This window comes from Micromonospora sp. IBHARD003 (assembly GCF_056106285.1).
The window spans coordinates 3959330-3985660 of the sequence record NZ_JBWBBX010000001.1 but is presented as its reverse complement, the minus strand read 5'-3'; the positions used below and the strand labels follow the sequence as shown (position 1 = coordinate 3985660).

The 26331-nt window shown below is 67.3% G+C and carries 17 protein-coding genes and 3 rRNA genes; 10 read left to right on the top strand and 10 right to left on the bottom strand.

Annotation, left to right across the window (positions count from 1 at the left end; genetic code table 11):
- Positions 1-364: 364 nt before the first annotated feature.
- Together ACTWOL_RS17695 and ACTWOL_RS17690 are read left to right on the top strand one after the other, a co-directional pair.
- The gene (locus ACTWOL_RS17695) at positions 365-1846 is read left to right on the top strand and encodes an NAD(P)/FAD-dependent oxidoreductase (RefSeq protein WP_474297702.1); all 1482 of its coding nucleotides are present in this window, start codon (positions 365-367) and stop codon (positions 1844-1846) included.
- A gap of 378 nt (positions 1847-2224) precedes the next feature.
- Complete coding sequence (locus tag ACTWOL_RS17690; RefSeq protein WP_474297701.1) at positions 2225-4045, top strand: ATP-binding SpoIIE family protein phosphatase; 1821 nt, start codon at positions 2225-2227, stop codon at positions 4043-4045.
- Positions 4046-4060: 15 nt separating this feature from the next.
- Here ACTWOL_RS17690 and ACTWOL_RS17685 read toward each other — a convergent pair whose 3' ends face one another.
- A complete protein-coding gene (locus ACTWOL_RS17685; RefSeq protein WP_474297700.1) occupies positions 4061-5338 on the bottom strand; it encodes an MFS transporter in 1278 nt (425 codons plus the stop codon).
- A 152-nt stretch (positions 5339-5490) separates the two neighbouring features.
- On the opposite strand from ACTWOL_RS17685, the gene ACTWOL_RS17680 reads away from it, so the two are divergent.
- From ACTWOL_RS17680 to ACTWOL_RS17660, 5 genes are all read left to right on the top strand, one after another.
- Positions 5491-6105 (top strand): MarR family winged helix-turn-helix transcriptional regulator, encoded by a 615-nt coding sequence (locus ACTWOL_RS17680; protein ID WP_474297699.1) that lies wholly within the window; start codon positions 5491-5493, stop codon positions 6103-6105.
- Positions 6106-6770: 665 nt separating this feature from the next.
- Positions 6771-8296, top strand: a 16S ribosomal RNA gene (locus tag ACTWOL_RS17675).
- A 308-nt stretch (positions 8297-8604) separates the two neighbouring features.
- A 23S ribosomal RNA gene (locus tag ACTWOL_RS17670) occupies positions 8605-11728 on the top strand.
- A gap of 83 nt (positions 11729-11811) precedes the next feature.
- Positions 11812-11928, top strand: a 5S ribosomal RNA gene (rrf, locus tag ACTWOL_RS17665).
- Together the 16S, 23S and 5S rRNA genes form the textbook arrangement of a ribosomal RNA operon.
- 130 nt (positions 11929-12058) lie before the next feature.
- On the top strand, positions 12059-12625 hold the full coding sequence (locus tag ACTWOL_RS17660) for a GNAT family N-acetyltransferase (RefSeq protein WP_474297698.1): 567 nt from the start codon (positions 12059-12061) through the stop codon (positions 12623-12625).
- An 88-nt stretch (positions 12626-12713) separates the two neighbouring features.
- On the opposite strand, the gene ACTWOL_RS17655 is transcribed toward ACTWOL_RS17660, so the two are convergent.
- From ACTWOL_RS17655 to ACTWOL_RS17620, 8 genes are all read right to left on the bottom strand, one after another.
- The gene (locus ACTWOL_RS17655) at positions 12714-14396 is read right to left on the bottom strand and encodes a hypothetical protein (RefSeq protein WP_474297697.1); all 1683 of its coding nucleotides are present in this window, start codon (positions 14394-14396) and stop codon (positions 12714-12716) included.
- 4 nt (positions 14397-14400) lie between these two features.
- The gene (locus ACTWOL_RS17650; RefSeq protein ID WP_474297696.1) at positions 14401-15822 is read right to left on the bottom strand and encodes an ATP-binding protein; all 1422 of its coding nucleotides are present in this window, start codon (positions 15820-15822) and stop codon (positions 14401-14403) included.
- 13 nt (positions 15823-15835) lie between these two features.
- Positions 15836-17389, bottom strand: coding sequence for an SCO6880 family protein (locus ACTWOL_RS17645; protein ID WP_474297695.1), 1554 nt, complete (start codon positions 17387-17389; stop codon positions 15836-15838).
- Entirely contained in the window at positions 17386-18726 is a 1341-nt protein-coding gene (locus ACTWOL_RS17640; protein ID WP_474297694.1) for a hypothetical protein, read from the bottom strand. The genes ACTWOL_RS17645 and ACTWOL_RS17640 overlap by 4 nt, the downstream gene beginning before the upstream one ends.
- The gene (locus ACTWOL_RS17635) at positions 18716-19552 is read right to left on the bottom strand and encodes a DUF8175 domain-containg protein (protein ID WP_474297693.1); all 837 of its coding nucleotides are present in this window, start codon (positions 19550-19552) and stop codon (positions 18716-18718) included. The genes ACTWOL_RS17640 and ACTWOL_RS17635 overlap by 11 nt, the downstream gene beginning before the upstream one ends.
- A 441-nt stretch (positions 19553-19993) precedes the next feature.
- Positions 19994-20302, bottom strand: a complete 309-nt coding sequence (locus ACTWOL_RS17630) for a hypothetical protein (protein ID WP_474297692.1) — start codon at positions 20300-20302, stop codon at positions 19994-19996.
- Positions 20303-20832: 530 nt separating this feature from the next.
- Positions 20833-20967: a hypothetical protein gene (locus ACTWOL_RS17625; protein WP_474297691.1), complete on the bottom strand. Its 135-nt coding sequence runs from the start codon at positions 20965-20967 to the stop codon at positions 20833-20835.
- A 304-nt stretch (positions 20968-21271) separates the two neighbouring features.
- Entirely contained in the window at positions 21272-22063 is a 792-nt protein-coding gene (locus ACTWOL_RS17620; RefSeq protein WP_474297690.1) for a thioesterase family protein, read from the bottom strand.
- 228 nt (positions 22064-22291) lie between these two features.
- Between ACTWOL_RS17620 and ACTWOL_RS17615 the strand changes: the two genes are divergently transcribed.
- From ACTWOL_RS17615 to ACTWOL_RS17605, 3 genes are all read left to right on the top strand, one after another.
- On the top strand, positions 22292-23989 hold the full coding sequence (locus ACTWOL_RS17615; protein WP_474297689.1) for a serine/threonine-protein kinase: 1698 nt from the start codon (positions 22292-22294) through the stop codon (positions 23987-23989).
- A 58-nt stretch (positions 23990-24047) separates the two neighbouring features.
- A complete protein-coding gene (locus tag ACTWOL_RS17610) occupies positions 24048-25061 on the top strand; it encodes a C40 family peptidase (protein ID WP_474297688.1) in 1014 nt (337 codons plus the stop codon).
- Positions 25062-25341: 280 nt separating this feature from the next.
- Positions 25342-26079 carry a phosphatase PAP2 family protein gene (locus ACTWOL_RS17605; RefSeq protein WP_474297687.1) on the top strand — a complete coding sequence of 246 codons (738 nt, stop codon included), beginning with the start codon at positions 25342-25344 and terminating at the stop codon, positions 26077-26079.
- 63 nt (positions 26080-26142) lie between these two features.
- Here ACTWOL_RS17605 and ACTWOL_RS17600 read toward each other — a convergent pair whose 3' ends face one another.
- Entirely contained in the window at positions 26143-26295 is a 153-nt protein-coding gene (locus ACTWOL_RS17600) for a hypothetical protein (protein WP_474297686.1), read from the bottom strand.
- Between the last annotated feature and the right edge of the window lie 36 nt (positions 26296-26331).

Below are 26331 nucleotides of genomic sequence, written 5' to 3'. Positions count from 1 at the left end.
ATGCGAGTCCTGAATGTGCATACCCGTTCCCCCGGTAATGATGTCGTCTCCCCCCGGAGACGCCCTCCCCTGACAGTCGGGGTGAGATGAATGGGACCAGTCACGGTCCGCTCGCCCCGACGAGGTACGAACATAGTTGAGTCGGGGTCAATTCAGAAGGGGCTCTTCCGCACGGTGTGCCCCCCGATCGGAGCAAGGGCCGGAACATTCCCGATTCCGCCCGCTCCCGCTCTCCCCCTCACCCGCGCTGACCTGCACGCTTTCCCTTACGCCCACAAATCGGACCGACGATGCTCGGCCAAAACCTCCGGTCACACAATTCGTCGAGCCTGTGGACAAACGCCTGACGGCGTTGCGTCATGGGATGGTGAAGGCTGCATACTCCCGGGACACGGCCCCCGGCTCCTCGCCGCGCACACGCATTCTCGTCGTCGGTGGTGGCTACGTGGGCATGTACACCGCGCTCCGCCTCCAGAAGAGACTCAAGGGGGAGCTGGGCAGCGGCGAGGTCGAGATCCTCGTCGTCACGCCCGAGCCGTACATGACCTACCAGCCCTTCCTCCCCGAGGCGGCCGCCGGCTCCATCTCGCCGCGCCATGTGGTCGTCCCGCTCCGCCGGGTGCTGGACCGGTGCACGATCCTGATCGGCGAGGTCCGGTCCCTCGACCACGCCAAACGCACCGCGACGGTCACCACTCTCGCCGCGGACGAGGAGGGCACGGGCCCGATCCAGATCGGCTACGACGAGCTGGTCATCGCCCCCGGCTCGGTCTCGCGCACCCTCCCGGTCCCCGGCCTCGCCACGTTCGCCATCGGGTTCAAGACCGTCGAGGAGGCCATCGGTCTGCGCAACCACGTCATCGAGCAGATGGACATCGCCTCCTCCACCCGTGAACCGGGACTGCGCGACGCGGCTCTCACCTTCGTGTTCGTCGGCGGCGGCTACGCGGGCGTCGAAGCGCTCGCCGAGCTGGAGGACATGGCCCGCTACGCGACGCGCTACTACCGCAACATCAAGCCCGGCGACCTGAAATGGGTCCTGGTCGAGGCAAGCGACCGCATCCTCCCCGAAGTCGGCGAGGCGATGGGCACGTACGCCATCCGCGAGCTGCGCGCACGCAATATCGACGTACGGCTGGGAACACGGCTCGACTCCTGCGAGAACCGCGTCGCCGTCCTCAGCGACGGCAGTCACCTTCCGACCCGCACCGTGGTGTGGACCGCCGGCGTCAAACCCGCTCCCGTCCTCGGCTCGACCGATCTCCCCCTCAACGACCACGGCCGCCTCAGGTGCACCGCCCAGCTCACCGTCGAGGGCGTGTCACACGCCTGGGCGGCCGGTGACGCCGCCGCCGTACCCGACGTCACCTCGCCGGAGCCGGGAAAGGTGACGGCTCCGAACGCCCAGCACGCCGTACGCCAGACCAAGGTGCTCGCCGAGAACATCGTCGCGTCACTGCGCGGGGAACCCCTCAAGGAGTACGCACACGCATATGTCGGCTCCGTGGCCTCACTCGGGCTGCACAAGGGCGTCGCCCATGTGTACGGCCGTAAGCTGAAGGGCTATCCGGCCTGGCTGATGCACCGTGTGTACCACCTGAGCCGTATGCCCACCTTCAACCGCAAGGCGCGCATCCTGGCGGAATGGACGCTGTCGGGGCTCTTCAAGCGGGAGATCGTCTCGCTCGGTTCGCTGGAGCATCCGCGTGCCGAGTTCGAACTCGCCGCCGGTGCCGTGCCGTCGAAACCCCTCACACGCCGTCACGAGGATCCACCCTCGCAGGGGAAGCCCCGTGGGTTGGGCGGCAGGGACCTCCGGGGGGAAACGGACCGGACCGAGGACTGACCGGCTGTCAGTGCGGTCGGCCACACTGTGCGTGTGACGATAGGTGAACCGGCACCCGCCCGGGTGAGCCGTCCCCAGTGATCTGCCGCTGCGATTCGCCGGGCGCGATCCGTCCGTAGCGATCCGCGCCGGGCGAATCGCGAAGAGCGAATCGCACCGGGTGAGTCCGCGCAGAGTGATAGGCACAGTGTGCGCGTTCAGAGCGACCGCACCGACCGAACGGAGTGATCGGCCCTCGCGAGGACCTCCACGAGGACGAGCAGACCAACCGACGAGGCCCGGGTGCACTGCCCGCGGCTCACCCCGGGTCGTCGGCCGGACCGGCCGGCCGCGCCACCCGAGACGATCAGCACACGAACACGCGAGGCTTGAAAATCCGTGAACTTCACGCGTTGGAGCGCCCGGCTCCCCGGTACGCAGCGTCGCGCCGCAGCGCGGATCGCCCGCGGCTCCGTGCCCGCGGCCCGCGGTGAGTACGACCGGCGACCCGAGCTTCCTTCCGATGCGGCCGAAGCCTCCGACGGCGCCACGGCCCCGCATGGCACCGATGCCATGACCGACGGCTCCGGCGCGGCGGACGCCGGTGAGCCTCCCAGGCTGGAGCAGTTCGCCGTGCAAGAGCTCCTCGGCCCGCTCCCCGCCCTCGTCGCACTCGTCCACGGCCCCGAGCACCGCGTCGCCTACGTCAACGACGCGTACGCGGCGGCCTTCGGACACCGGGCCGTCGGCGCCCCCGCGGCGGACGCCTGCCCCGAGCTCGCCGAGCTGGGCCTGCTGCCACTGATGGACCAAGTGCTGCGCAGCGGCAGACCGCGCACGGTGAAGTCCCGCCGGATCCAGGGCGGCGGCTCGTACACGGTCACCTGCCTGCCGGCCGCCGCACCCGGCCGGGATGCCGCGGCCGGCGACGCCGAGGACGGAGGCGGTGACGGAGGCGGCAGCGGTGTTCTCGTGTTCGCCGCCGACGTGACCGACCATGCGGAGGCCGCCGAGCGTCTGCGCGCCAGCGAGCGCCGCCACCGCGAAACCGCCGTCACCCTCCAGCGCTCGCTGCTTCCGCAGGAGCTGGAACAGCCGGACGACCTGCGGATCGCCGCCGAATACCGCCCCGGGGGCACGGACGCCGCGGTCGGCGGCGACTGGTACGACGTGATCACTCTCGGCGCCGGCCGCACCGCCCTGGTCATCGGCGACGTCATGGGCCGCGGGGTGCGCGCCGCCGCGGTCATGGGCCAGCTCCGCACGGCCGTCCGGGCCTACGCCCGCCTCGATCTGCCGCCGCACGAAGTGCTGCAGCTGCTCGACGGACTGGCGTCCGAGATCGACGCCAGCCAGATCGCCACCTGTGTGTACGCCGTCCACGACCCCAACGAGGGCCGCCTCGTGTACGCGTCGGCGGGCCATCTGCCGATCCTCGTCCGGGACGCGGACGGTACGGTCCACCGCGCCGAGGAACCGACAGGTCCGCCGCTCGGCACCGGTGGCTGGCTGCACACGTCCGCCACGATCGCCCTCCCGCCCGGTTCCCTCGCCGTCCTGTACACGGACGGCCTCGTCGAGCGGCGGGGAGAGGACATCGACGAAGGCGTCGCCGCCCTGGAGCGTGCGCTCGCCGGAGCCACGGGCGCCCCGCAGGTGGTCTGCGACCGGCTGATCCGTTCCCTCGGGGTGACGGCCGAGCACGACGACGACGTCGCGGTCCTCGTCCTCGAGCACCCCACCCGTACGGGAACGGACGCGGAGCTGTTCCACAACGCCGCCCTGGAGCTCCTCGGCGGTGTCGAAGCGGCGCCCCGCGCCCGTGCGTTCGCCTCCGGCGTGCTCGCCTCCTGGCGGTTCCCGGTCGAGCTGTGCGATCTGGGCGTGCTCGCGGCGAGCGAGCTCGTCGCGAACTCCCTCCAGCACGGCACCCCGCCGATGCGCCTGCGGCTCCGCCGCACCGACCGGCGCCTGATCATCGAGGTGACGGACGGGGACGACCATCTGCCGCGCCGCCGCCGCGCGGAGACGGAGGACGAGGCGGGCCGGGGGATCTCCATCGTCGCGACGATCGCCTCGTCGTGGGGCAGCCGCCGCACTCCGGGCGGCGGAAAAGCGGTGTGGTGCGAGTTCGCGCTGCCCGACCAGCAGGACCCACCGCCCGGCCGCCATGGCGCGGCCACCCCGACCGACCCCCGAGGGCCTCACTCGTTCGGGTGATTTGGCCAGGACGGCTCAGACGGTGGCCTCGACCGTGTCGTGGTCCGGCCGCCGCTGGGCCACGATCCGCGACTTCGCGACGAGGGCGGGGCGGTCCTGTACCGGCGTGAGCCGCTTGCCGAGCCGCAGGGCCAGCGCGGTGATGCCGAGGGAGAAGAGCAAGAACGTCACGATGTACGGGCCGTGCAGCGAGGCGCCCATCGGTCCGCCCACCGCCGGACCGACCGCCAGCGCGAGCTGCTTGACCAGTGCGAACGCGGAGTTGTACTGCCCGACCATCGACTCCGGGGCCAGATCGGCGACGAGCGGCGCCACGGTCGGTGACAGCATCGCCTCGCCGAGCCCGAAGAGCCCGTACGTGGAGACGAACGCTGCTGCCGCCATGGCCTGGCTGCCGTGTCCGAGCCCGGCGTACCCCGCGAGCAGCCAGGCGACGGCCCAGATCAGCCCCACGGCGGCGATCACCCGGGTGCGCCGGTGCCGCTCGACGTACTTCAGCACGAGGAACTGCGCGACCACGATCACCGCGGTGTTCGCCGCGAGGGCGTAGCCCAGCGTCTCCGGGCCGATGCCGGCCGCTTCGATGCCGTAGGCCGCGAGCCCGGCCTCGAACTGCCCGTAGCAGGCGAAGAAGAGGACGAAGCCCAGGACGCACAGCTGCACCATCGCCCGGTGACCGAGCAGCGCTCGCAGTCCCCCCTTTGCCTTGGCCTCGATGTTCTCCGGCATCGAGTCCCGGATCGACGGAGAGGCGGGCATCCGGACGGTCGCCGCGAGACCTGCCAGGACGACGAACATCGCCGATTCGATGGCGAACAGCAGGGTGAAGGTGCCGGGGCGGCTCTGGTCGACGATCTGACCGCCGATCAGCCCGCCGATGCCGAGGCCGAGGTTCTGCAGGAAGAACTGCATCGCGAAGGCACGTGTACGGGTGGCCGAGCTGGAGCACCAGACGATCATCGTGGCGAGTGCGGGCTGCATCACCGCGGTACCCGCGCCCAGCACCGCCGCCGACAGCACGGCCATGGCGACGTTCCCGGACAGTCCCAGCCCCAGTGCACCGAGGGAAGCGAGCAGGGCGGCCACGACCACGACCGGGAGGGGGCCCCGGCGGTCGATGACCCGTCCGGTGAAGGGCAGGACGACGAGCGCGGCCATGGCGAACACGGCGAGGACCACCCCGGCTGTGGTGGCCCCCAGCCCACGCACCTGGGCCACGTACACATAGAGATACGGAACCGTGAAGCCGAGCCCGAACGCGCTCAGCGCGTTCCCCGCCTGAATCCGGCGCATCGCGGCGCCCCTCACCCTGGTCACACTCACCTGCCTCGATCTGGTTGGAGTCCGGAGGACTGAACCCTCAAGACTTCGAAACTAAAGTTAGGACTTGAACAGTACACATCGAAGGACTTAGAAGCCAACCGGATGCATGGGATAGTGACGCCATGCCCGACACCTCCGACCGGTCCGGCCGCACGAAGACGGCGACGCCGGACGCCACGCCGAAGGCCCTCTCGACGCAGCAGCCCGCGCAGGAGCCGAGCCTCGACGAGCAGATCGCCGCCTATCAGCGCGAGTTCCGGGACCTCGACCCTCAGGTCGAGAAGGTCGTCTCCGCACTCGGCCGGCTCAACCGCCGGATGAACGTCGCGTACGGCCGCCAGGTCGCCGCACTCGGCATCAGCAGCGCCGAGTGGGAGGTCCTGAAGACCCTCGTGCTCGCGGGCGAGCCCTACCGCCTCGGTCCCGGTGAACTGGCCAAGCGCCTCGGTCTCACCCCGGCCGCCATGACCCACCGCATCGATCGGATGGCGAACGAGGGCCTGGTCACCCGGGACCGCGACGAGAGCAACCGCGTCCGCGTGATCGTCGAGCTGACGGACGAGGGCCGGACGAAGTGGCTCGAGGCGATGCGCATGGCGACGGACTTCGAGGAGGAACTGCTCCAGGACCTGTCGGGCGAAGAGCGCGCGGTCCTGGGCGAGATGCTCATCCGCCTCCTGCGCCGGGTCGAGCACACCCAGCCGGACGCGGGAGGCCGGCTGAGCGACCTGGACTGACGGGGGGAGAGTTGGCTTGACACACCCCTCGGCGCTCCGTAAGGTTCTTCGAGTTGTCACGGAGCCGATACGGTTCTGTGCCGACCCTCCCGCCGCAGTAGCGGCAACCAAACTCTGCACGATCCCCCAGCCGGGGTGAATTTCGCATGCCGAAATTCATTTCACGGGACTCGATTATGAGTCGCCTGGGAAATCAGCTAGAGTTCGGAACGTCGGAACGGCCGCAGGGCCGGAAAGACAACCCCCCTCTGACTGGGAATCGGGCCCGAAAGGATCTGATAGAGTCGGAAACGCCGGAAAGGGAATTCGCGAAAGCGGAGGAATGTTCTGGCAGCCCGGTCCGGCGGGTGGCGGAAACGAGAAATCGGGTCTGCTAAGCTGGAAACACCGAAGGGAAGCGCCCGGAGGAAAGCCCGAGAGGGTGAGTACGAAGGAAGCGTCCGTTCCTTGAGAACTCAACAGCGTGCCAAAAATCAACGCCAGATTAGTTGATACCCCGTCTCCCATCGTGGAGATGAGGTTCCTTTGAAAAGTCCTACCGGCCACTTGTGGTGGGTAGGCGATACACAGCGAGGACGCTGTGTGCGATCGGGATTATTCCTCCTGGTCGCACCGCTCTCGTGGTGTCAGCCCGCAGCTTTTTGTTAAGCGCAGTCGGGTAAGCATTCACGGAGAGTTTGATCCTGGCTCAGGACGAACGCTGGCGGCGTGCTTAACACATGCAAGTCGAACGATGAAGCCTTTCGGGGTGGATTAGTGGCGAACGGGTGAGTAACACGTGGGCAATCTGCCCTTCACTCTGGGACAAGCCCTGGAAACGGGGTCTAATACCGGATACCACTCTCTTCCGCATGGGGGAGGGTTGAAAGCTCCGGCGGTGAAGGATGAGCCCGCGGCCTATCAGCTTGTTGGTGGGGTGATGGCCTACCAAGGCGACGACGGGTAGCCGGCCTGAGAGGGCGACCGGCCACACTGGGACTGAGACACGGCCCAGACTCCTACGGGAGGCAGCAGTGGGGAATATTGCACAATGGGCGAAAGCCTGATGCAGCGACGCCGCGTGAGGGATGACGGCCTTCGGGTTGTAAACCTCTTTCAGCAGGGAAGAAGCGAAAGTGACGGTACCTGCAGAAGAAGCGCCGGCTAACTACGTGCCAGCAGCCGCGGTAATACGTAGGGCGCAAGCGTTGTCCGGAATTATTGGGCGTAAAGAGCTCGTAGGCGGCTTGTCACGTCGGATGTGAAAGCCCGGGGCTTAACCCCGGGTCTGCATTCGATACGGGCAGGCTAGAGTGTGGTAGGGGAGATCGGAATTCCTGGTGTAGCGGTGAAATGCGCAGATATCAGGAGGAACACCGGTGGCGAAGGCGGATCTCTGGGCCATTACTGACGCTGAGGAGCGAAAGCGTGGGGAGCGAACAGGATTAGATACCCTGGTAGTCCACGCCGTAAACGTTGGGAACTAGGTGTTGGCGACATTCCACGTCGTCGGTGCCGCAGCTAACGCATTAAGTTCCCCGCCTGGGGAGTACGGCCGCAAGGCTAAAACTCAAAGGAATTGACGGGGGCCCGCACAAGCAGCGGAGCATGTGGCTTAATTCGACGCAACGCGAAGAACCTTACCAAGGCTTGACATATACCGGAAACGGCCAGAGATGGTCGCCCCCTTGTGGTCGGTATACAGGTGGTGCATGGCTGTCGTCAGCTCGTGTCGTGAGATGTTGGGTTAAGTCCCGCAACGAGCGCAACCCTTGTTCTGTGTTGCCAGCATGCCCTTCGGGGTGATGGGGACTCACAGGAGACTGCCGGGGTCAACTCGGAGGAAGGTGGGGACGACGTCAAGTCATCATGCCCCTTATGTCTTGGGCTGCACACGTGCTACAATGGCCGGTACAAAGAGCTGCGAAGCCGCGAGGCAGAGCGAATCTCAAAAAGCCGGTCTCAGTTCGGATTGGGGTCTGCAACTCGACCCCATGAAGTCGGAGTTGCTAGTAATCGCAGATCAGCATTGCTGCGGTGAATACGTTCCCGGGCCTTGTACACACCGCCCGTCACGTCACGAAAGTCGGTAACACCCGAAGCCGGTGGCCCAACCCCTTGTGGGAGGGAGCTGTCGAAGGTGGGACTGGCGATTGGGACGAAGTCGTAACAAGGTAGCCGTACCGGAAGGTGCGGCTGGATCACCTCCTTTCTAAGGAGCACTTCTCACCAGCTTCGGTTGGTCAGAGGCCAGAACATCGGCGAATGTCCGGTGCTGGTAGCTCATGGGTGGAACGTTGATTATTCGGCACGATTCAGGATGAGAGACTGTTAGTACTGCTTCGGCGTGGAACGCAGAGTCTCAACTGATCGTGTCGGGCGCGCTGTTGGGTGTCTGAGGGTACGAGCGTGAGCTTGTGTCTTCGGGTTGCCGGCCCCAGTGAACTCGTCCTGTTGAAGGATGGGGTGATGGGTGGCTGGTCGTTGTTTGAGAACTGCACAGTGGACGCGAGCATCTGTGGCCAAGTTTTTAAGGGCGCACGGTGGATGCCTTGGCACCAGGAACCGATGAAGGACGTGGGAGGCCACGATAGTCCCCGGGGAGCCGTCAACCAGGCTTTGATCCGGGGGTTTCCGAATGGGGAAACCCGGCAGTCGTCATGGGCTGTCACCCGCTGCTGAACACATAGGCAGTGTGGAGGGAACGAGGGGAAGTGAAACATCTCAGTACCCTCAGGAAGAGAAAACAACCGTGATTCCGGGAGTAGTGGCGAGCGAAACTGGATGAGGCTAAACCTATGACGTGTGAGACCCGGCAGGGGTTGCGTCGTGGGGGTTGTGGGATTTCTCTTTCATCGTCTGCCGGCGATGAGACGAGTCAGAAACCGTTGATGTAGGCGAAGGGCATGCGAAAGGCCCGGCGTAGAGGGTAAGACCCCCGTAGCTGAAACATCAGCGGCTCGTTTGAGTTATTCCCAAGTAGCACGGGGCCCGAGAAATCCCGTGTGAATCTGGCGGGACCACCCGCTAAGCCTAAATATTCCCTGGTGACCGATAGCGGATAGTACCGTGAGGGAATGGTGAAAAGTACCGCGGGAGCGGAGTGAAATAGTACCTGAAACCGTGTGCCTACAAGCCGTGGGAGCGTCGCACAGAGACTTGTCTCTGTGTCGTGACTGCGTGCCTTTTGAAGAATGAGCCTGCGAGTTAGCGGTGTGTAGCGAGGTTAACCCGTGTGGGGAAGCCGTAGCGAAAGCGAGTCCGAATAGGGCGATTGAGTTGCACGCTCTAGACCCGAAGCGGAGTGATCTAGCCATGGGCAGGTTGAAGCGGAGGTAAGACTTCGTGGAGGACCGAACCCACCAGGGTTGAAAACCTGGGGGATGACCTGTGGTTAGGGGTGAAAGGCCAATCAAACTCCGTGATAGCTGGTTCTCCCCGAAATGCATTTAGGTGCAGCGTCGTGTGTTTCTTGCCGGAGGTAGAGCACTGGATAGGCGATGGGCCCTACCGGGTTACTGACCTTAGCCAAACTCCGAATGCCGGTAAGTGAGAGCGCGGCAGTGAGACTGTGGGGGATAAGCTCCATGGTCGAGAGGGAAACAGCCCAGAGCATCGACTAAGGCCCCTAAGCGTACGCTAAGTGGGAAAGGATGTGGAGTCGCAGAGACAACCAGGAGGTTGGCTTAGAAGCAGCCACCCTTGAAAGAGTGCGTAATAGCTCACTGGTCAAGTGATTCCGCGCCGACAATGTAGCGGGGCTCAAGCGTACCGCCGAAGTCGTGTCATTGCAGTATGTACCCCCAACGGGGACTGTGATGGGTAGGGGAGCGTCGTGTGCCGGGTGAAGCAGCCGCGGAAGCGAGTTGTGGACGGTTCACGAGTGAGAATGCAGGCATGAGTAGCGATACACACGTGGGAAACGTGTGCGCCGATTGACTAAGGGTTCCTGGGTCAAGCTGATCTGCCCAGGGTAAGTCGGGACCTAAGGCGAGGCCGACAGGCGTAGTCGATGGACAACCGGTTGATATTCCGGTACCCGCTTTGAAGCGCCCAATATCGAATCCATTAATGCTAAGGCCGTGAAGCCGCCCTTGATCTCTTCGGAGTGAGGGGGAGTGGTGGAGCCGCTGATCCAAGGTGGTAGTAGGTAAGTGATGGGGTGACGCAGGAAGGTAGTCCAGCCCGGGCGGTGGTTGTCCCGGGGTAAGGGTGTAGCCCGAGAGATAGGTAAATCCGTCTCTCATACAGGGTGAGACCTGATGCCGAGCCGATTGTGGTGAAGTGGATGATCCTATGCTGTCGAGAAAAGCCTCTAGCGAGTTTCATGGCGGCCCGTACCCTAAACCGACTCAGGTGGTCAGGTAGAGAATACCGAGGCGTTCGGGTGAACTATGGTTAAGGAACTCGGCAAAATGCCCCCGTAACTTCGGGAGAAGGGGGGCCACGTCTGGTGATCCGATTTACTCGGTGAGCTGGGGGTGGCCGCAGAGACCAGCGAGAAGCGACTGTTTACTAAAAACACAGGTCCGTGCGAAGCCGTAAGGCGATGTATACGGACTGACGCCTGCCCGGTGCTGGAACGTTAAGGGGACCGGTTAGCTCCATTTCGGTGGGGCGAAGCTGAGAACTTAAGCGCCAGTAAACGGCGGTGGTAACTATAACCATCCTAAGGTAGCGAAATTCCTTGTCGGGTAAGTTCCGACCTGCACGAATGGCGTAACGACTTCTCGACTGTCTCAACCATAGGCCCGGTGAAATTGCACTACGAGTAAAGATGCTCGTTTCGCGCAGCAGGACGGAAAGACCCCGGGACCTTTACTACAGTTTGATATTGGTGTTCGGTTCGGCTTGTGTAGGATAGGTGGGAGACTTTGAAGCGGCCACGCCAGTGGTTGTGGAGTCGTCGTTGAAATACCACTCTGGTCGTGCTGGATGTCTAACCTGGGTCCGTGATCCGGATCAGGGACAGTGTCTGATGGGTAGTTTAACTGGGGCGGTTGCCTCCTAAAGAGTAACGGAGGCGCCCAAAGGTTCCCTCAGCCTGGTTGGCAATCAGGTGTTGAGTGTAAGTGCACAAGGGAGCTTGACTGTGAGACCGACGGGTCGAGCAGGGACGAAAGTCGGGACTAGTGATCCGGCGGTGGCTTGTGGAAGCGCCGTCGCTCAACGGATAAAAGGTACCCCGGGGATAACAGGCTGATCTTCCCCAAGAGTCCATATCGACGGGATGGTTTGGCACCTCGATGTCGGCTCGTCGCATCCTGGGGCTGGAGTCGGTCCCAAGGGTTGGGCTGTTCGCCCATTAAAGCGGTACGCGAGCTGGGTTTAGAACGTCGTGAGACAGTTCGGTCCCTATCCGCTGCGCGCGCAGGAGTCTTGAGAAGGGCTGTCCCTAGTACGAGAGGACCGGGACGGACGAACCTCTGGTGTGCCAGTTGTTCTGCCAAGGGCATGGCTGGTTGGCTACGTTCGGGAGGGATAACCGCTGAAAGCATCTAAGCGGGAAGCCTGCTTCGAGATGAGGACTCCCACCCACTTGATGGGGTAAGGCTCCCAGTAGACGACTGGGTTGATAGGCCGGATATGGAAGCACGGTAACGTGTGGAGTTGACCGGTACTAATAGGCCGAGGGCTTGTCCTCAGTTGCTCGCGTCCACTGTGTTAGTTCTGAAGTAACGAACACGCCCCCGTTTATGCCGGTGGTGTTTGATTTCTTCATAGTGTTTCGGTGGTCATAGCGTTAGGGAAACGCCCGGTTACATTTCGAACCCGGAAGCTAAGCCTTTCAGCGCCGATGGTACTGCAGGGGGGACCCTGTGGGAGAGTAGGACGCCGCCGAACAATTTTTCCGGGAAAGCCCCGTACCTTTGATGGTACGGGGCTTTTCTGCGTTCATGGGCTCCGTGCTCCCACCGGAGGTGCCCGGAGGAATTGCTTTGACCCGCGTGACGGTGCTCGGGAGGATCGGCGCATGGATTACACCATTCGCGCCGTGCGCGCCGACGACTGGGAGAAGGTCCGGGACATCCGGCTCGCCGCGCTGCAGGATCCCGCCGCTCCCCTCGCCTTTCTGGAGACGTACGAGCAGGCGGTCGACAGGTCCCCGGACTTCTGGCGGGAACGTGCGAGCACTTCCGCAGCGGGAGTGTGGGTCACGCAGTTCATCGCCGAGGCCGCCGACGGCCGTTGGGACGGCACGGTGACCGTACTGGTTGAGCGGCCGCAGGACGACGCGCGGTTCGGGACGCCGGCGACGGTCGACCAGACTCATCTGGTCGGAGTGTTCGTCAAGCCCGAGGCACGTGGCGGTGGGCTGGCTGACGAGCTGTTCCGGACCGCCGTCGAGTGGTCCTGGGCGCTGGAGGAGCCCCGCGTCGAACGTGTGAGGCTGTATGTGCACGAGTCCAATGCGCGAGCCGAGGCCTTCTACCGTCGGATCGGCTTCCGGCCCAGTGGGGTGAAGATCCCCGTGCCGGGGGACGAGACCGCGATGGAGCTGGAGTTCGAGCTGCCTCGTGGTGCTGCACTCCGATCCTGACGTACTTCCCAGCCGTTCCTTCCAGCCATCTCTCCCTGACGTTCCCCGTGCCGCTCTTCCCTGACGGATGCTGTCTGGTGACGGAGGTTCAGCCGGTGAGGATGTCATGGCCCGGCCAGCGTGCGCGCCCCTGTTCGCGGGAGCGGAGCAAGGCCAGTGTGGGCATGCCCAGGTCGGCTCCGGACGTCAGCAGCTCGGGCAGCAGAGGCAGCGGTGCTACGGCGGCGATGTCGTCGAGCACCAGGACGAGTGGTGGGTCGAGCCGGCCGTCGGATGACCGTGCAGCCATGCGGCGGCCGTGCTCGACCACGCTCGAGGTGACGGCGGTCAGCAGAGGCATTGCTCCGGGGCGGGTGCGGGGATCCTCAATGGGTTCACCCACCACATAGAGAGTGCCCCCCTCGACAACAAATGATTCCAGCGCGAGCGAATCTGCTCGATTTGATGTGCAGGCGTCTCGGATGTGGATCGATGACAGGGATGCCAGGGCACGGGCCGTCAGTTCCTGTGCGATTTCCCGGCGTTCGGGATGTGCGGTGAGTGCGGACTCGAGAAGACCGGCGAGCCCGGATCTGGCCTTGGGGTGCGTACGGAGGATGCGTACCGGCTCATGGGCGCTGGTGCCCTGTGCCCAGCGGTGCACCTGTTTGAAGGGGCGTCCGTCCACGGCGGCGGCATGCAGCCAGCAGCGCAGGAGCGTTTCCGCTGTCTCGGCGACCGCGGCGTCGATACGGGCGTGGGGCCGTACCGGGGCCAGTAGAGCCACTGCTCTGGCTGCGGCGGTGTCGGGCTCCTCGCAGCCCGTGGTGGGGGCCCAGCGGAGGCGTGCCGGGGTGTCGCAGAGGTGTCCCGGGTCGTAGACGAGGACGGGACCGAGCTTGGCGCGGGCGTCCTTCGTCTCGGTCCACACGGAGGGGTCGGAGGTGACGACGAGCACGGGGCCGTTGGCGTCGAGGATGGCCTGGACGGCGGAAGGCCTCCGGGTGGGCGGGTCTCCGTAGACGACGCCCCGGGCTTGTGGGGTACGCGGGGCGGGGACGATGTGTTCCGACGCGGGGCGGTCGGTGCCGAATGCCGGCGACGCCTCGACCGGTCCGGGCTCTGCCGGGACGGCGGTCGGTACATGGGCGGCATGGGCGGTCGAAGCAGCCCGGGTGACCGGGCCGGCGTCCGCGGTGGCGGCTGATCCGTGTGCAGTGAAGGTCTTCCGCGGGCCCAGCGGGTCCCCCGCTTCCGTCGGCTGCCGCGCTTCCACCGCGGTGGCGGTCGCCCGTTCGGTCTCCGTGTCGTCCATCGGCTCTGCCGGTGGGCTCGTCCGTGGGCTCGTGTCCGTCCCGTGGTGCCCTGTCCGGCGGCCGGTGCGGAGGTGTCGCTGCAGGGGCGCCGCGGCTTCGCGCCGGGACGCCCGGAGGGCGCGCAGTCGGGCGAGCGTCCCGAGTACGAACACCGCGAGCACCACGAGCACCATCAGCTCGCCGATGAACAGGCCCCAGAACAGCCCGTACCCGGAGAGCTGGTCGGCAGGGGCCGCCGGCCATGCGGCCGGGAGGTTGTGCGGCTCCGAGATCAGGCTGCGTATGGCGAGCGGGGTGCTCGTGAAGGTCACGCCGTGCGGCCAGGTCCCGTGGGCGAAGAGCCCGGCGAGGCCCGTGGCCGTCCAGACCAGCAGGGTCACCCCGAGCAGGAAGCCCAGCAGGCCGACCAGCAGCCCGTCGGGGATGCCCCCTTCCCCTTGCGATCGCTCGTCGCGTCTCGGCAGGTCGCGCGGCATCGTGTCAGGCCACCGTTGACTCGGAGGACTCGCTGAGGCGCTGTTGCTGCTGCTCGATGAAGGCCGCGCGTTGCTCCGTCTCCCACTCGGCCGCCCGGACGTCCTCCGGTACGTCGTCGCGCGCCGAGGATTCCGTCATGGCCCGGTCCGTGTAGACCAGTGGTCGCTCCGCTTCCGTGACCAGGTGTTTGACGACCTGGACATTGCCGTTGACGTCCCACACCGCGATTCCGGGGGTGAGGGTGGGGATGATCTCCACCGCCCATCGGGGGAGGCCCAGGACCCGGCCCGTCGCCCGTGCCTCGTCCGCCTTCTGCGCGTAGATCGTTCTGGTGGAGGCCATCTTGAGGATCGCTGCGGCCTCCCGTGCCGCCGCGCCGTCGACCACGTCGCTGAGGTGGTGGACGACGGCGACGAAGGACAGGCCGAGCCGGCGCCCGAACTTCAGCAGCCGCTGGAAGAGCTGGGCGACGAAGGGGCTGTTGATGATGTGCCAGGCCTCTTCGACCAGGAAGATCCGCTTCTTCCGGTCGGGCCTGATCCAGGTGTGCTCCAGCCAGACGCCCACGATCGCCATCAGGATCGGCATGGCGATCGAGTTGCGGTCGATATGGGAGAGGTCGAAGACGATCAGCGGCGCGTCGAGGTCGATCCCGACCGTGGTCGGCCCGTCGAACATGCCCCGGAGGTCACCGTCGACGAGCCGGTCCAGGACCAGGGCGACGTCCAGGCCCCAGGCCCGTACGTCGTCTATGGCGACGTTCATCGCCTCGGCCGACTCCGGTTCGGGGTGGCGCAGTTGCTCGACGATGTCGGTCAGGACGGGCTGGCGGTTGGTGATGGTCTCGTTGACGTAGGCGTGCGCGACCTTGAGGGCGAAGCCCGACCGCTCGTCGAGGCCGTGGCCCATCGCGACTTCGATGATGGTACGGAGGAGGGCGAGCTGGCCCGTGGTGGTGATCGAGGGGTCGAGCGGGTTGAGCCGGATACCGCTGTCCAGCGCGGCCATCGGGTCGAGCCGGATGGGGGTGATGCCCAGTTCCTCGGCGATGAGGTTCCACTCGCCGACGCCGTCCTCGCCTTGGGCGTCGAGGACGACCACCTGGCGGTCGCGGAAGCGCAGCTGGCGCAGTACGTAGGTCTTCTCGAGCGCCGACTTGCCGTTTCCGGACTCGCCGAGGACGAGCCAGTGCGGGGCGGGCAACTGCTGTCCGTACAGCTGGAAGGGGTCGTAGATATAGCCCTTGCCGCTGTAGACCTCGCGGCCGATGATCACGCCCGAGTCGCCGAGTCCTGGCGCCGCGGTCGGCAGATAGACGGCCTGGGCCTGGCCCGTCGAGGTGCGTACGGGAAGCCGGGTCGTCTCGACCTTTCCGAAGAGGAACGAGGTGAAGGACTCGGTCAGGACGGAGAGCGGATCTCGCATCGGATCAGGGCCCCTATCGGCGGATGCCGGTCGCGAACGGCAGCGTGTTCACAAAGGCCCGGTGGTGCTCGCGGTCGCACCACTCCAGCTTGAGATACGACTTGCCCGCCGAGGCTCTGATCGTGCGCTTGTCCCTGGCGAGGGCCTCGGGCGTGCGCGACGACACAGTGATGTACCCGACGAGATTGACCCCTGCCGCGCCGCTGGCGAGATCTTCACCCCGCTGGTCGAGCCTGCTGTGGGCGGCGACGTCACGCGGGTCGACGGTGCGGTTCATCTTGGCCGCGCGGCTGGCTTCGGCCTCGTCGTTGGTCTTCTCGGTCAGCATCCGTTCGATGGCGACCTCGGTGGGCTCGAGGTCCATGCAGACCGCGACGGTGCGGATCACGTCCGGGGTGTGGACGAGCAGCGGGGCGAGGAAGTTCACGCCGACGGGAGTCATCGGCCACTCCTTGACCCAGGCGGTGGCATGGCACCAGGGGGCGCGGGTGGACGACTCGCGGGTCTTGGCCTGGAGGTAGGTCGGTTCCACGGCGTCGAGTTCGGCGGGCCAGGCGTTGCGTTTCGTCATCGCCTGGATGTGGTCGATGGGGTGGTCCGGGTCGTACATGGAGTGCACGAGGGAGGCGAGGCGGGCCTGGCCGAGCGGTTGGCGGACGCGGATGTCGGCCTCGGCGAGGCGGGCGCAGATGTCGGTGAGCTCCCGGGCCATGACGACGGCGAGACCGGCGTCCTTGTCGAGCTTCTTGGTACCGGCGGCCTGGCGGGCGGCGCGGGCCATGGCGTCGGCCTCGGCGGCCAGTTCGCGGCTGAAGTGCATGCAGGCGACGAGATAGGCGCGGTGCTGCTCGCTGGACGTGGACACCATGGACTGGAGCTGGTCGTAGGAGTCGCGGAGCCAGGCCGGTGCGGTCGTGTCGCCGCGCTGGGTGACGTCCTTGGCGTGGGCGTCGGGGTCGGCGGGCAGGGTCCGGGCGAGCATCTGGAGGCGGGTCACGAAACCGTCGCCGTTGGCCACATGCTTCAGCAGGGTGCCGAAACGGTCCACCAGGGCTTCCTGGTCCTCGCTGTCGCGCAGGCCCACGCCGGGGCCCTCGATCTCGATCGCCGCGGTGACGGTGCGGCGGTCGGCGTGCAGCAGAACGGCCATCTCGTCCGGGCCGAAGGGCGCGGCGAGCCAGTTGATCCTGCCGATGCCGGGCGGGGGTCCGACCTCGATCTCCCGGCCGTCGATCCGGGTGCCGGACTCCATGGCGCCGGAGCGGTAGACGGTGCCGCTGCGCAGGGTGCGCTTGTAGCTGCGGTTGATCTCGAACCAGCGGTAGAAGGTGCGCTGCTTGTACGGGACGTACACGGCGGCCAGAGCGAGTAGCGGGAAGCCGGTGAGCAGCACGATCCGCAGGGACAGGACGGGGACCAGCAGTCCGCTCATCATGCCGAGGAACGCGCCGACGATGATCAGGGCGATCTCGCCGGTCTCGCGGTTCTTGCCGACGATCGCGTTGGGCCGGGCCCGGCCGATGAGATACGTACGGCGGGGCGCGATGGGCTGTGACTGCGTCGTCAACGCCCTCCACCTCCTGTGTTTCCGGTGCCTGTGCTCTTGCGGTGGCTGTGCGGGGTGCCGCTGCCGCCGCTACGCGGTGCGGGTGCGGCGGTGGGGCCGGTGGCGCCGCCGCCACCGGTTCCACGGGCGCTGTGGGCGGCCACCCCGCCGGCGACCGGGCTCGCGGGGCGCGGTGTGTTCCCGGACGAGTCGCCCTGGTGGTTGCGGCTGCTGTGGGTCTTGATCCCCTGCGACACGAGGGCGGCGGGGGAGCTGATGACGGCGGCGGCCTTGTTCTCCGCGCTGTTCTGGATGCGGTTGTTGCGGGAGGCGGCGATCTCGTCCCCGAATCCCGGTACGAAGCGGTAGATCATCGCCGAGGCGAAGATCGCGAGCAGGATGATCGCGAGGCCGGTGACGACCGCGGAGAAGGCGTTCGGCCCGTCGTCGCCCGACAGTGCGCCGGCGAGGCCGAGCACGATGATGACGACCGGTTTGACGAGGATCACCGCGATCATGATCCCGGCCCAGCGGCGTACGTGTCCCCAGAGGTTCTTGTCGACGAGCCCGGAGTACACGACGACGCCGAGGAGCGCGCCGACGTAGAGCAGTACGGCACGGATGAACAGCTCGAGGTAGAGCACTCCGGCGGCGAGCACCGTCACGAGCGACACGATGATCAGCATGATCGGCCCGCCGCCGATGTCGTCGCCCTTCTGGAGCGCCTGTTTGAAGCTGCCGAAGAAGACGTCCGTCTGGCCGCCGGTGGCCTTGGCGATGACATCGGTGACGGCGTCGGTCGCGGAGACGAGTGTGTAGAGGATGAGCGGGGTGAACGCGGAGGCGATGACCGTGAGCCAGAGGAATCCGATCGCCTCGGACATGGCGGTCGCCAGCGGGACGCCGCGGATGGCTCGTTTGGCGACGGCCAGCAGCCACAGCAGGAGCGTGAGGAAGGTGGAGGCGGCGAAGACGATGGCGTACTGGGCGAGGAAGGTGCCGTTGGTGAAGTCCACCTGCGCGGTGGACTTCACGGCCCCCGAGAGGGCGTCGATGATCGAGCCGGCCGCGTCGGCGCAGCCGCGTGCGAGTGAGGCGAGGGGGTCGAGCGGGGCGGTGACGTCGGGTGCCCCGCCGGACCTGCCCGCGGACTCGCCTTGTTCGCAGTAGCGCTTGGCGTGGCCGTACAGATAGCGGCAGGCCTCCGAGCCGTTGCCCGAGGGGCTGGGGCTGGGGCTGGGTGACGGGCTGGGGGCGGCGGCTGCCCGGGTGGCGAAGAGGACGGCGGTGGTCTGGATTCCCGTCAGTACGGCGAGGACGCGGGCGGTGCGGGAGTGGGTGCGCGGGCTACCGGGCATAGGTGAACCCTCCGAACTCCTGGACCGCCTTGCTGATCTCCTCGGAGCCGGATGCGGTGTTGTCACCGGGTACCGGGGCCGGTCCCTCCTTCTCGGAGTCGCTGACGATCTTCCAGTCGTTGTCGCTCCAGCGCAGGTCGGCGGTCCATGTCCGCCATGTGGTGCGCACGGGGTCCTTCGAGCCCTCGCCCGACATGCCGACGAGGCCGGTGTACCAGACGGAGATCTTGGCTTTGCTTCCGGAGAAGGAGTCCACCCTGGTGCCCACGGGGATCGTCCGGGAGACGAAGGTCCTGCCCTGCGGGGGGTTGCCGTTGGCATCCAGGCCGAGTTTCGCGAGGAAGTCGGCGGAGTACGCGGTGTCCTGCGGGCCCTTGATCCGGCCGGCTGCCTCGGGGGTGTAGACCGCGTCCAGGATCCGGTGCCGGTTGTCGCGCTGGAACATGCCGGTGGAGCCGAGTGCGACCGCGTAGTTGGACGCGGCGCTCTGTGCTCCCTGCTCGTCGCGGGTGTAGCCCTTGGGGATGTCGCCGTTCTTGCCGGTCACGGGGCGTACTCCGGTGGCCGCGGTGGGGGAGGCGGCGCGGTCCCGCTCTGCGTCGGCGCGGCCGGAGTCGGAGCCGTTGCCGCGGTTGGCGAACGCGATCGCGGCGATCAGCAGGACGGCCACACCGGTCGCGGTGACGAGAGAGCGGGAGTTGCGGACGGGGCGGCGGGCGCCCCCGTACACATCGGTGACCGCGGCGGGTTCCGGGAGGCGGGTGCGGGTCTGGCCGACGCCTCCCACGTCTGCGTCGAACTCGTCGTGCCCGTCGTCGAAGTTCATGCCGCGTCCGCCCCCTCAGCCGTCTGCGGTGCTGCCCTGCCGTCGTCGTACGTGTCCCCGCCGTGCCCCTGTCTTCCGTGTCCGTACCCCTGGCCGCGGTGCCGGTGGGCAGGGCTGCCGTACCCGGTGCCGGGGCCCTCGGCACGGCCCGGGCAGCCGGTCCCGTAGTACGACGGTAGCCGTGCTGGTGTCCGCGCGGGCGCGGTGTGATGACTGGACATCAGGGGGACGCAACCTCTGCCGGTGGGTGCGACGGGCGGGTGGTGTGGAAGGTGGATGGAGCCGCGGGAGTCGTGGGAACGGGGAATCGGATGCTCGTCGGAGTCGGAGTCGGAGTCGGAGCCGGAGTCGGAGCCGCAGTCGTCGGAGCCGGAGTCGTCGGAACAGGAGGAGTCGGAATCGGATGAGTCGGGGGAGTCGGCCGGATCGGGTGTGGGGACGTCAGACGGCCATCCCGTAGACGATGGTGAAGAGCGTTCCCAGCGATCCGATGATGAAGACGCCGGTGAGCCCTGCGACGATCAGGCCCTTGCCCTGCTCGGCGCTGAAGGTGTCGCGGAGGGCCGTCGCGCCGATGCGCTGTTTGGCCGCCCCCCAGACCGCGATGCCCAGGCAGAGCAGGATGGCGACCGCCATCACGACCTCGATCATCACGCGGGCTTCGTTCCCGAGGCTTCCGAAAGGGCCCCAGTTCGGGGCGATACCACCGATGATGGTGGTGATGTCACCCTTCTCGGCTGCCAGGATCATGTAACTCACCGCCCCTGTCGGGTAGTTCGACGCCCCTGCCATTCGGCATGGGCCACGTTCTATCTTCGCTGATGAAACCGGTCTTGTGCGCCGACTTGGCTGGTCTCTTTACCCGATCCCCGCACGCTTGACCGAACCGGTCGCTGTGACCTGCGGTGGCACCGGGCCGGTTCCGTGCGAGCACCCGTATGGTCACTCTGTGTATCACGGGGGGTGACTTCGGGCAATGACTGTCGTTTGGGCACTTAAGACGGCAAATAGCGAGGTCAGGGCGGGGGTGTGGCCGCGGAGGCGGGCGTCAGCCCAACGTCCCTTCCGAGGGAACGAGTTGAGCGGGGTTGACGGAGTGGACGGCCGATCGGGCTCGTGTCCGTGTCGACACGTCACGATCTCGGCCGGAAACAGCCCGTCCGGATGCCCGTGTGGAGGGTCGTGCGGGGTTGGGGCGAGGTTGAGGCGGGGCGCCTGGGTGGGGCGCCGGTGGCAGGGCGGCGGCCGACGGCCGGTCACCGCCCTGCCGGGTCGTCGGCTCAGGCGCGGACGGCCATCAGGCCGAGCAGCGCCACGGCTATGGCGATGAGTGCGATGACAGTCACCGCGGCAACCGTTCCCCCGGAGTCGCCGGCTCGGCGGACCTTGTTCCCCACGTTTCCTGTGTTGCTCATGTGTTCTCCTGCGGTGCCGGCCCCGCCGTTGGTCGTCGGCAGGGGTGGTTCACAGCCTCGTGGCTGCGTCACACAGGGTAGTGGGAGACTGGTTCAGACCACGCAGGTGGGGTTCGGGTCCGGCGGGGCCGGGATACGGCGGCGGGGAGACGTTGCTCCGTCAATGACCTCATCAGGGCAGATATTGACGAGGTGACAGCCGTCCGGATTCGTCCTGCCGAGGTCGGTTCGGCCGCAGCGTCGCGATGTCGCTCGATAACGCAACGTGACGGAACCGCTTCGGGCGGGCCGAGATCGGTGCTGCTCAGCGGGGCGCCACGAACAGGGTCTGGGCGCCGCGTCCGATGGGACCCTTCTCGTCGTGGAGCCGGGAGTCGGCGAGCCCCATTCCGGCCGGATCCACGCTCGTACGCGCCTCGACGCACACCCACTCGCCCACCGGGTGGCGGTGCAGATGGACCGTCAGGTCGGCGTTGACGAAGACGTGCCGGGTGAAGTCCAGGACGTTGCTGATGCCGTTGCCGGAGTCGGCCGCGACGAGGACCCGGTCCAGGGGGCGGATCTCCTCCCCCGCGACGAGGGGCAGCCTCATCCGCATCCAGCAGGTGCCGGGGCCCGTTTCGCGGAAGGCCCCTTCGGTGAAGCGGGTGTCCATGGAGGTGTGGTAGCCGATGTCCCAGGGGACGCCGAAGAAGGGGGTTTCGGCCGTCTCGGCCGGCGAGGCCACCTGGGGCCCGTCCGTGACGGCGGGTCCGGGGTCCTCCAGCGTCCGGACCCGCAGGGCGCGGGCCAGCATCACCGGGGCCTCGCCCTCGGGGGCGAGTGCGGCTTCGACGACTTCCACGTTGCGGCCGGCCCGCAGCACGTTCGTGGTCACTTCCAGGGGCCGTATCGGCACTGGTCGCACGATCTCGTAGGTGATGCGTGCGAGCCGCATGCCGGTCCGCGCTCCGGTCCGCTCCTCCACGGCGCGCCCCAGCAGGGCGGCGGGTGGTCCGGCGTGCTGGGAGTGCGCGTCCCAGGGGCCGCGGGTGTGCTCGGTCGGCGCGAAACGGCTCTCGGAGATCCGCTCGAAGAACGCCTCGGGTTCCGTCATGACGGGGGCCGCCTCTCCGCTGCGACTGCTGGTACGGCCCACGCTACCTGCGGGTAACCGGGTGGATCCAGAGGTGCCGGGCGGCAACTGCCGGTCTCGGTGGCTCACCGCGGCCACCGACGGCTTCCGGTGTACGCGCAGAGAGGCCCTGGATGTGCCCTGGATGTATTGATCACAAGTGGATCAACGGCCGGGTCCTTCCCCGGTCCGCCGTGACATCGTCCTCCGGTGGACGCGCTCACACCTCAGGACCCTTCGCAGATAGGAACGCACACCCTCCTCTCCCGGCTCGGCGCCGGGGGCATGGGTCAGGTGTACCTGGGGCGTTCGCCCGGCGGCCGGCTGGTCGCGATCAAGGTGATCAAGGACGAGATCGTCGGCCATCCCGAGGCGCTGGCGCGCTTCCGCCGCGAGGCGGCGACGGTCCGGGCGGTGCGCAGCGCGTACACCGCGAATCTCATCGACGCGTCGCTGGAGACGACGCCGTACTGGCTCGCCACCGAGTACGTGACGGGTCCGACCCTCGACCGTGCGGTCCGGGAGCGGGGCACGCTGCCCGCGGACTCGGCGCGGCGCCTGTTCGCCGCACTGGCCGAGGCGCTGGCCAGTGTGCATGCCTACGGAGTGACGCACCGGGATCTCAAGCCGCAGAACGTGATCCTCTCCCAGCAGGGGCCGCAGCTCATCGACTTCGGCATCGCGAAGGGCGTGACGGACTCGGCGCTCACGGCCACCGGCCTCGCACCCGGCACCCCCGGCTTCACGGCGCCCGAGGTCCTGGTGCGCAACGAGGTCACCGCGGCGGCCGATGTGTTCGCGCTCGGGGCGCTCATGGCGTTCGCGGCGACGGCCCGTCCGCCGTTCGGACATGGCGAGGCGTCAGGAGTGAGCTATCGCGCCGTGCATGAGGAGATCGACGTGGCGGGTGTCGATTCCGGGCTGGCGGCGCTGATCCGGGCGTGCGTGGCCAAGGATCCGGCGGACCGTCCGGCTCCGGACGAGGTGATCCGCCGCTGCGGGGTGGACTCGGCGCTGGTGGACGACCCGGTGTACGTGGCCCTGGTGGCGGCGGGGGAGGAGCCGAAGCTTCCCGGTCCGGCCGCCGCCGTTGCCCGTACGGCGGACGCGACGGAGGGGTACACGCCCACCTATGTGCCGACGTACGGCGTGGCGAACGCGCCCACGCACATACCGCCGGCGCCAACGGCCCCGCCCACGGCGCACGGTCGGGGCGGTCGTCGCCGGGCAGTGATGCTCGGGGCGGCTCTGCTGGTGGCGTCCGGGGTCGTGGGCGGCTATCTGGTGCTGCAGAACCAGCAGAACGGGAAGGGCGCGAACGGCGCGAAGAGCGGGGACCGGGCGCAGGGCGGGGCGCCCGTGCCGGCCCGGTCCGGCGCGGCGGGAGCCGCTCCCGACCGCGTCGAGCAGAAGAACCCGTCCCGGGAGTACTGGACGGGGGGCGGGAAGACGGGGGACGGTTCCTGCAACCTGCCTCCCGAGGAGCGGTCGCAGTTCCTGCTGAGCGACGCCAAACCGGTGGGCGGGGGGAAGGTCGAGGTGAACCTGTATCTGAAGCCGTACCACACCGAGCAGCTGCCGTACCACGTGTCGGTCGCCGTGAAGCCGCCGCACGAGATCGACGCCCGTACCGGCAAGCCCTACAAGGACCTTCCGATGCAGAACCTGAGCATCGGCTACACCAGCAAGCCCGTCGACCTCGGGCCCCTGGCCGAGGCCGGCAAGGACCTGACCCTCACCTACCCGGACGACTTCGTCTCGCACGCCACCGACAACACGGGCACCCGCCGGACCGAGGCGGCCATCACCCTCGCCAACGACCCGGGCGCCTGGACCGTGCAGGTGCTCCATGTGCGGGGGGTCAGGGACTACATGAGCGTGGCCTGTACCGGCTTTGTCGTGAAGTAGTCGGCCACCGGCCTCCGGATGGGGTGTCAGGGGCCGTTCGATAAGGCAGGGTTGAAGCGTGCGCAAAGTCTGGTTGGCCACCGGTGTCGGTGTCGGGTTGTGTCTGAGCTTCGTCGCGCTGCTCGTCGTCGGCACGTACTCGGCGGCGGCCGGACTGATGGGGGCGAGTGGGAACGGGCGGCCCGTCGCGCTCGCCAAGGGCGCCGTGCCGGCCATGTACCAGTCGATGGTGCAGCGGTGGGGCACCCACTGCCCGGCCATCAACCCCGCTTTGCTGGCGGCCCAGTTGTACCAGGAGAGCGGCTGGGACCCGCGTGCGGTCAGCCATGCCGACGCCCGTGGGATGGCGCAGTTCATCCCCAGCACGTGGGCGGCCCACGGCATCGACGGGGACGGGGACGGGGACCGGGACATCTGGGACCCGGCCGATGCGATCGCGTCCGCCGCCTCGTACGACTGTGAACTGGCGGGGTACGTCAAGTCCGTGCCGGGTGATCAGACCGACAACATGCTGGCCGCCTACAACGCGGGGGCGGACCGGGTCATCAGGGCGGGCGGAGTGCCCGGCATCCGGGAGACCCAGAACTACGTCAAGGTCATCCGCACCCTGGAGGCGAGCTTCGCCAAGCCGGTCGGACGGCTGGAGCCGTCGCGGCAGGCGGCCGGTGCGATCGGCTTCGCGCAGGGCAGGCTCGGTACGCCGTACCTGTGGGGCGGGAACGGAACGCCGGAGCAGGGCGGGCGGTTCGACTGTTCGGGGCTGACCCAGGCCGCGTACCGGGAAGTGGGGATCGAGCTGCCGCGGGTCGCCAACGACCAGTACAACGCGGGACCGCATCCGTCGCGCGACGAACTGCTCCCCGGTGACCTCGTGTTCTTCTCGGACGACCTGGCCAACTCGCGGGCGATCCGGCACGTCGGGCTGTACGTCGGCGGCGGCTACATGATCAACGCCCCGTTCACGGGGGCCGTGATCCGGTTCGACAAGATCGACACGCCTGACTACTTCGGCGCGACCAGGGTCACGAAGGACGGCGCGGCGGCGCTCCCGACGTCCGGGCCTGGACGCTGACGGGAACTGACGGGAACTGACGGGAACTGACGGGAAACGGGAGCTGACGGGGTGTCGGTGCCGAGCGGATCTCACAGAGTGGGACCGGCGCAGCGGAACTCAGTGTGAAGCCAGGGCCCTGAGCTGCGACGACGTGTCACTCTTCGATAACGTCATGGTGATCGTTCCGTAGACAGTGGAACGGACCCGCGGGACGTGTCGTTCCCTTGAGCGGAGCGGTGCGCAACCGGGCGCCTCCGCCACATCGACGCGACAAGCCAGGCAAGGGGTGCAGCAGCAGATGGCTGGACTCGGACGTGAAGGGGCGAACCCCGACGTCAGTCTGCTCCATGACATCAACGGGCTGGCGCGATCGGCGCCGCCCTGGTTCGACCGTGTGATGGAGTTCGTGGGCGAGTACGGGATCATGCTCGCCCTGGTCCTCGTGGTGCTCTGGTGCTGGTGGAGCGTTCGGCGGCGGAGCACCGGGCAGGAGTCCGTTTCGGCGCTGGCCGCGCTGGTCTGGGCGCCCCTCGCAGCCGGTCTCGCCTTGCTGGTCAATGTCCCCATCCGGGGCTTCGTGGAACGGCCGAGGCCGTTCCTGGACCACCAGGGAATCGAGGTCCTGGCGGGCGACACGGCAGGCTTCTCGTTCGTCAGCGATCACACGACCGTGGTGATGGCCGTCGGGGCAGCTCTGTTCATGGCCCGCCGGAGCTTCGGGCTCGCCACGATCGGTCTGGCGCTGGTGGAGGGGTTCTCCCAGGTGTACCTGGGGGTCCACTATCCGACCGACGTGGTCGGCGGGTTCGCGCTCGGTACGGCGGTCACCCTGCTGCTCGCTCCTCCGGCGCTGGCACTGCTGACGCCGCTGCTGTCGGCGGTCGCACGCTCCCGGCGGGCCGGGTGGGTCGTACGGTCGAAGCGCGCCGCCGCCGGAGAGCGGGAGCGGGAGACGGGGCAGGGACAGCACGAGACCCTGGACCTCGCGGAGCCTCGGCGGGGGCCGGAGACGGGCGAGAAGGGCCTGGCCGCGTAACAAGGCCGCGTAACAAGGCCGCCTAACTGGGGCGCGTCACAGCGGCGTGTAACGGGCGCGCGCCTACAGGTCGGCCTCGGGACGGCTCTCGTGCTCCTGCGCGTCCGTGCGGGCGCGGTCACGGGAACGCCGGGCCGGGCCGCGCCACCCACAGCTGCACTGGGCGAGGCAGAAGGAACCCCGCTCGGTCGTACGCGTCTCATGCTGGCCGTCCACCACCCCACCGTACGTGCCGTGACGACGTACCGGTTG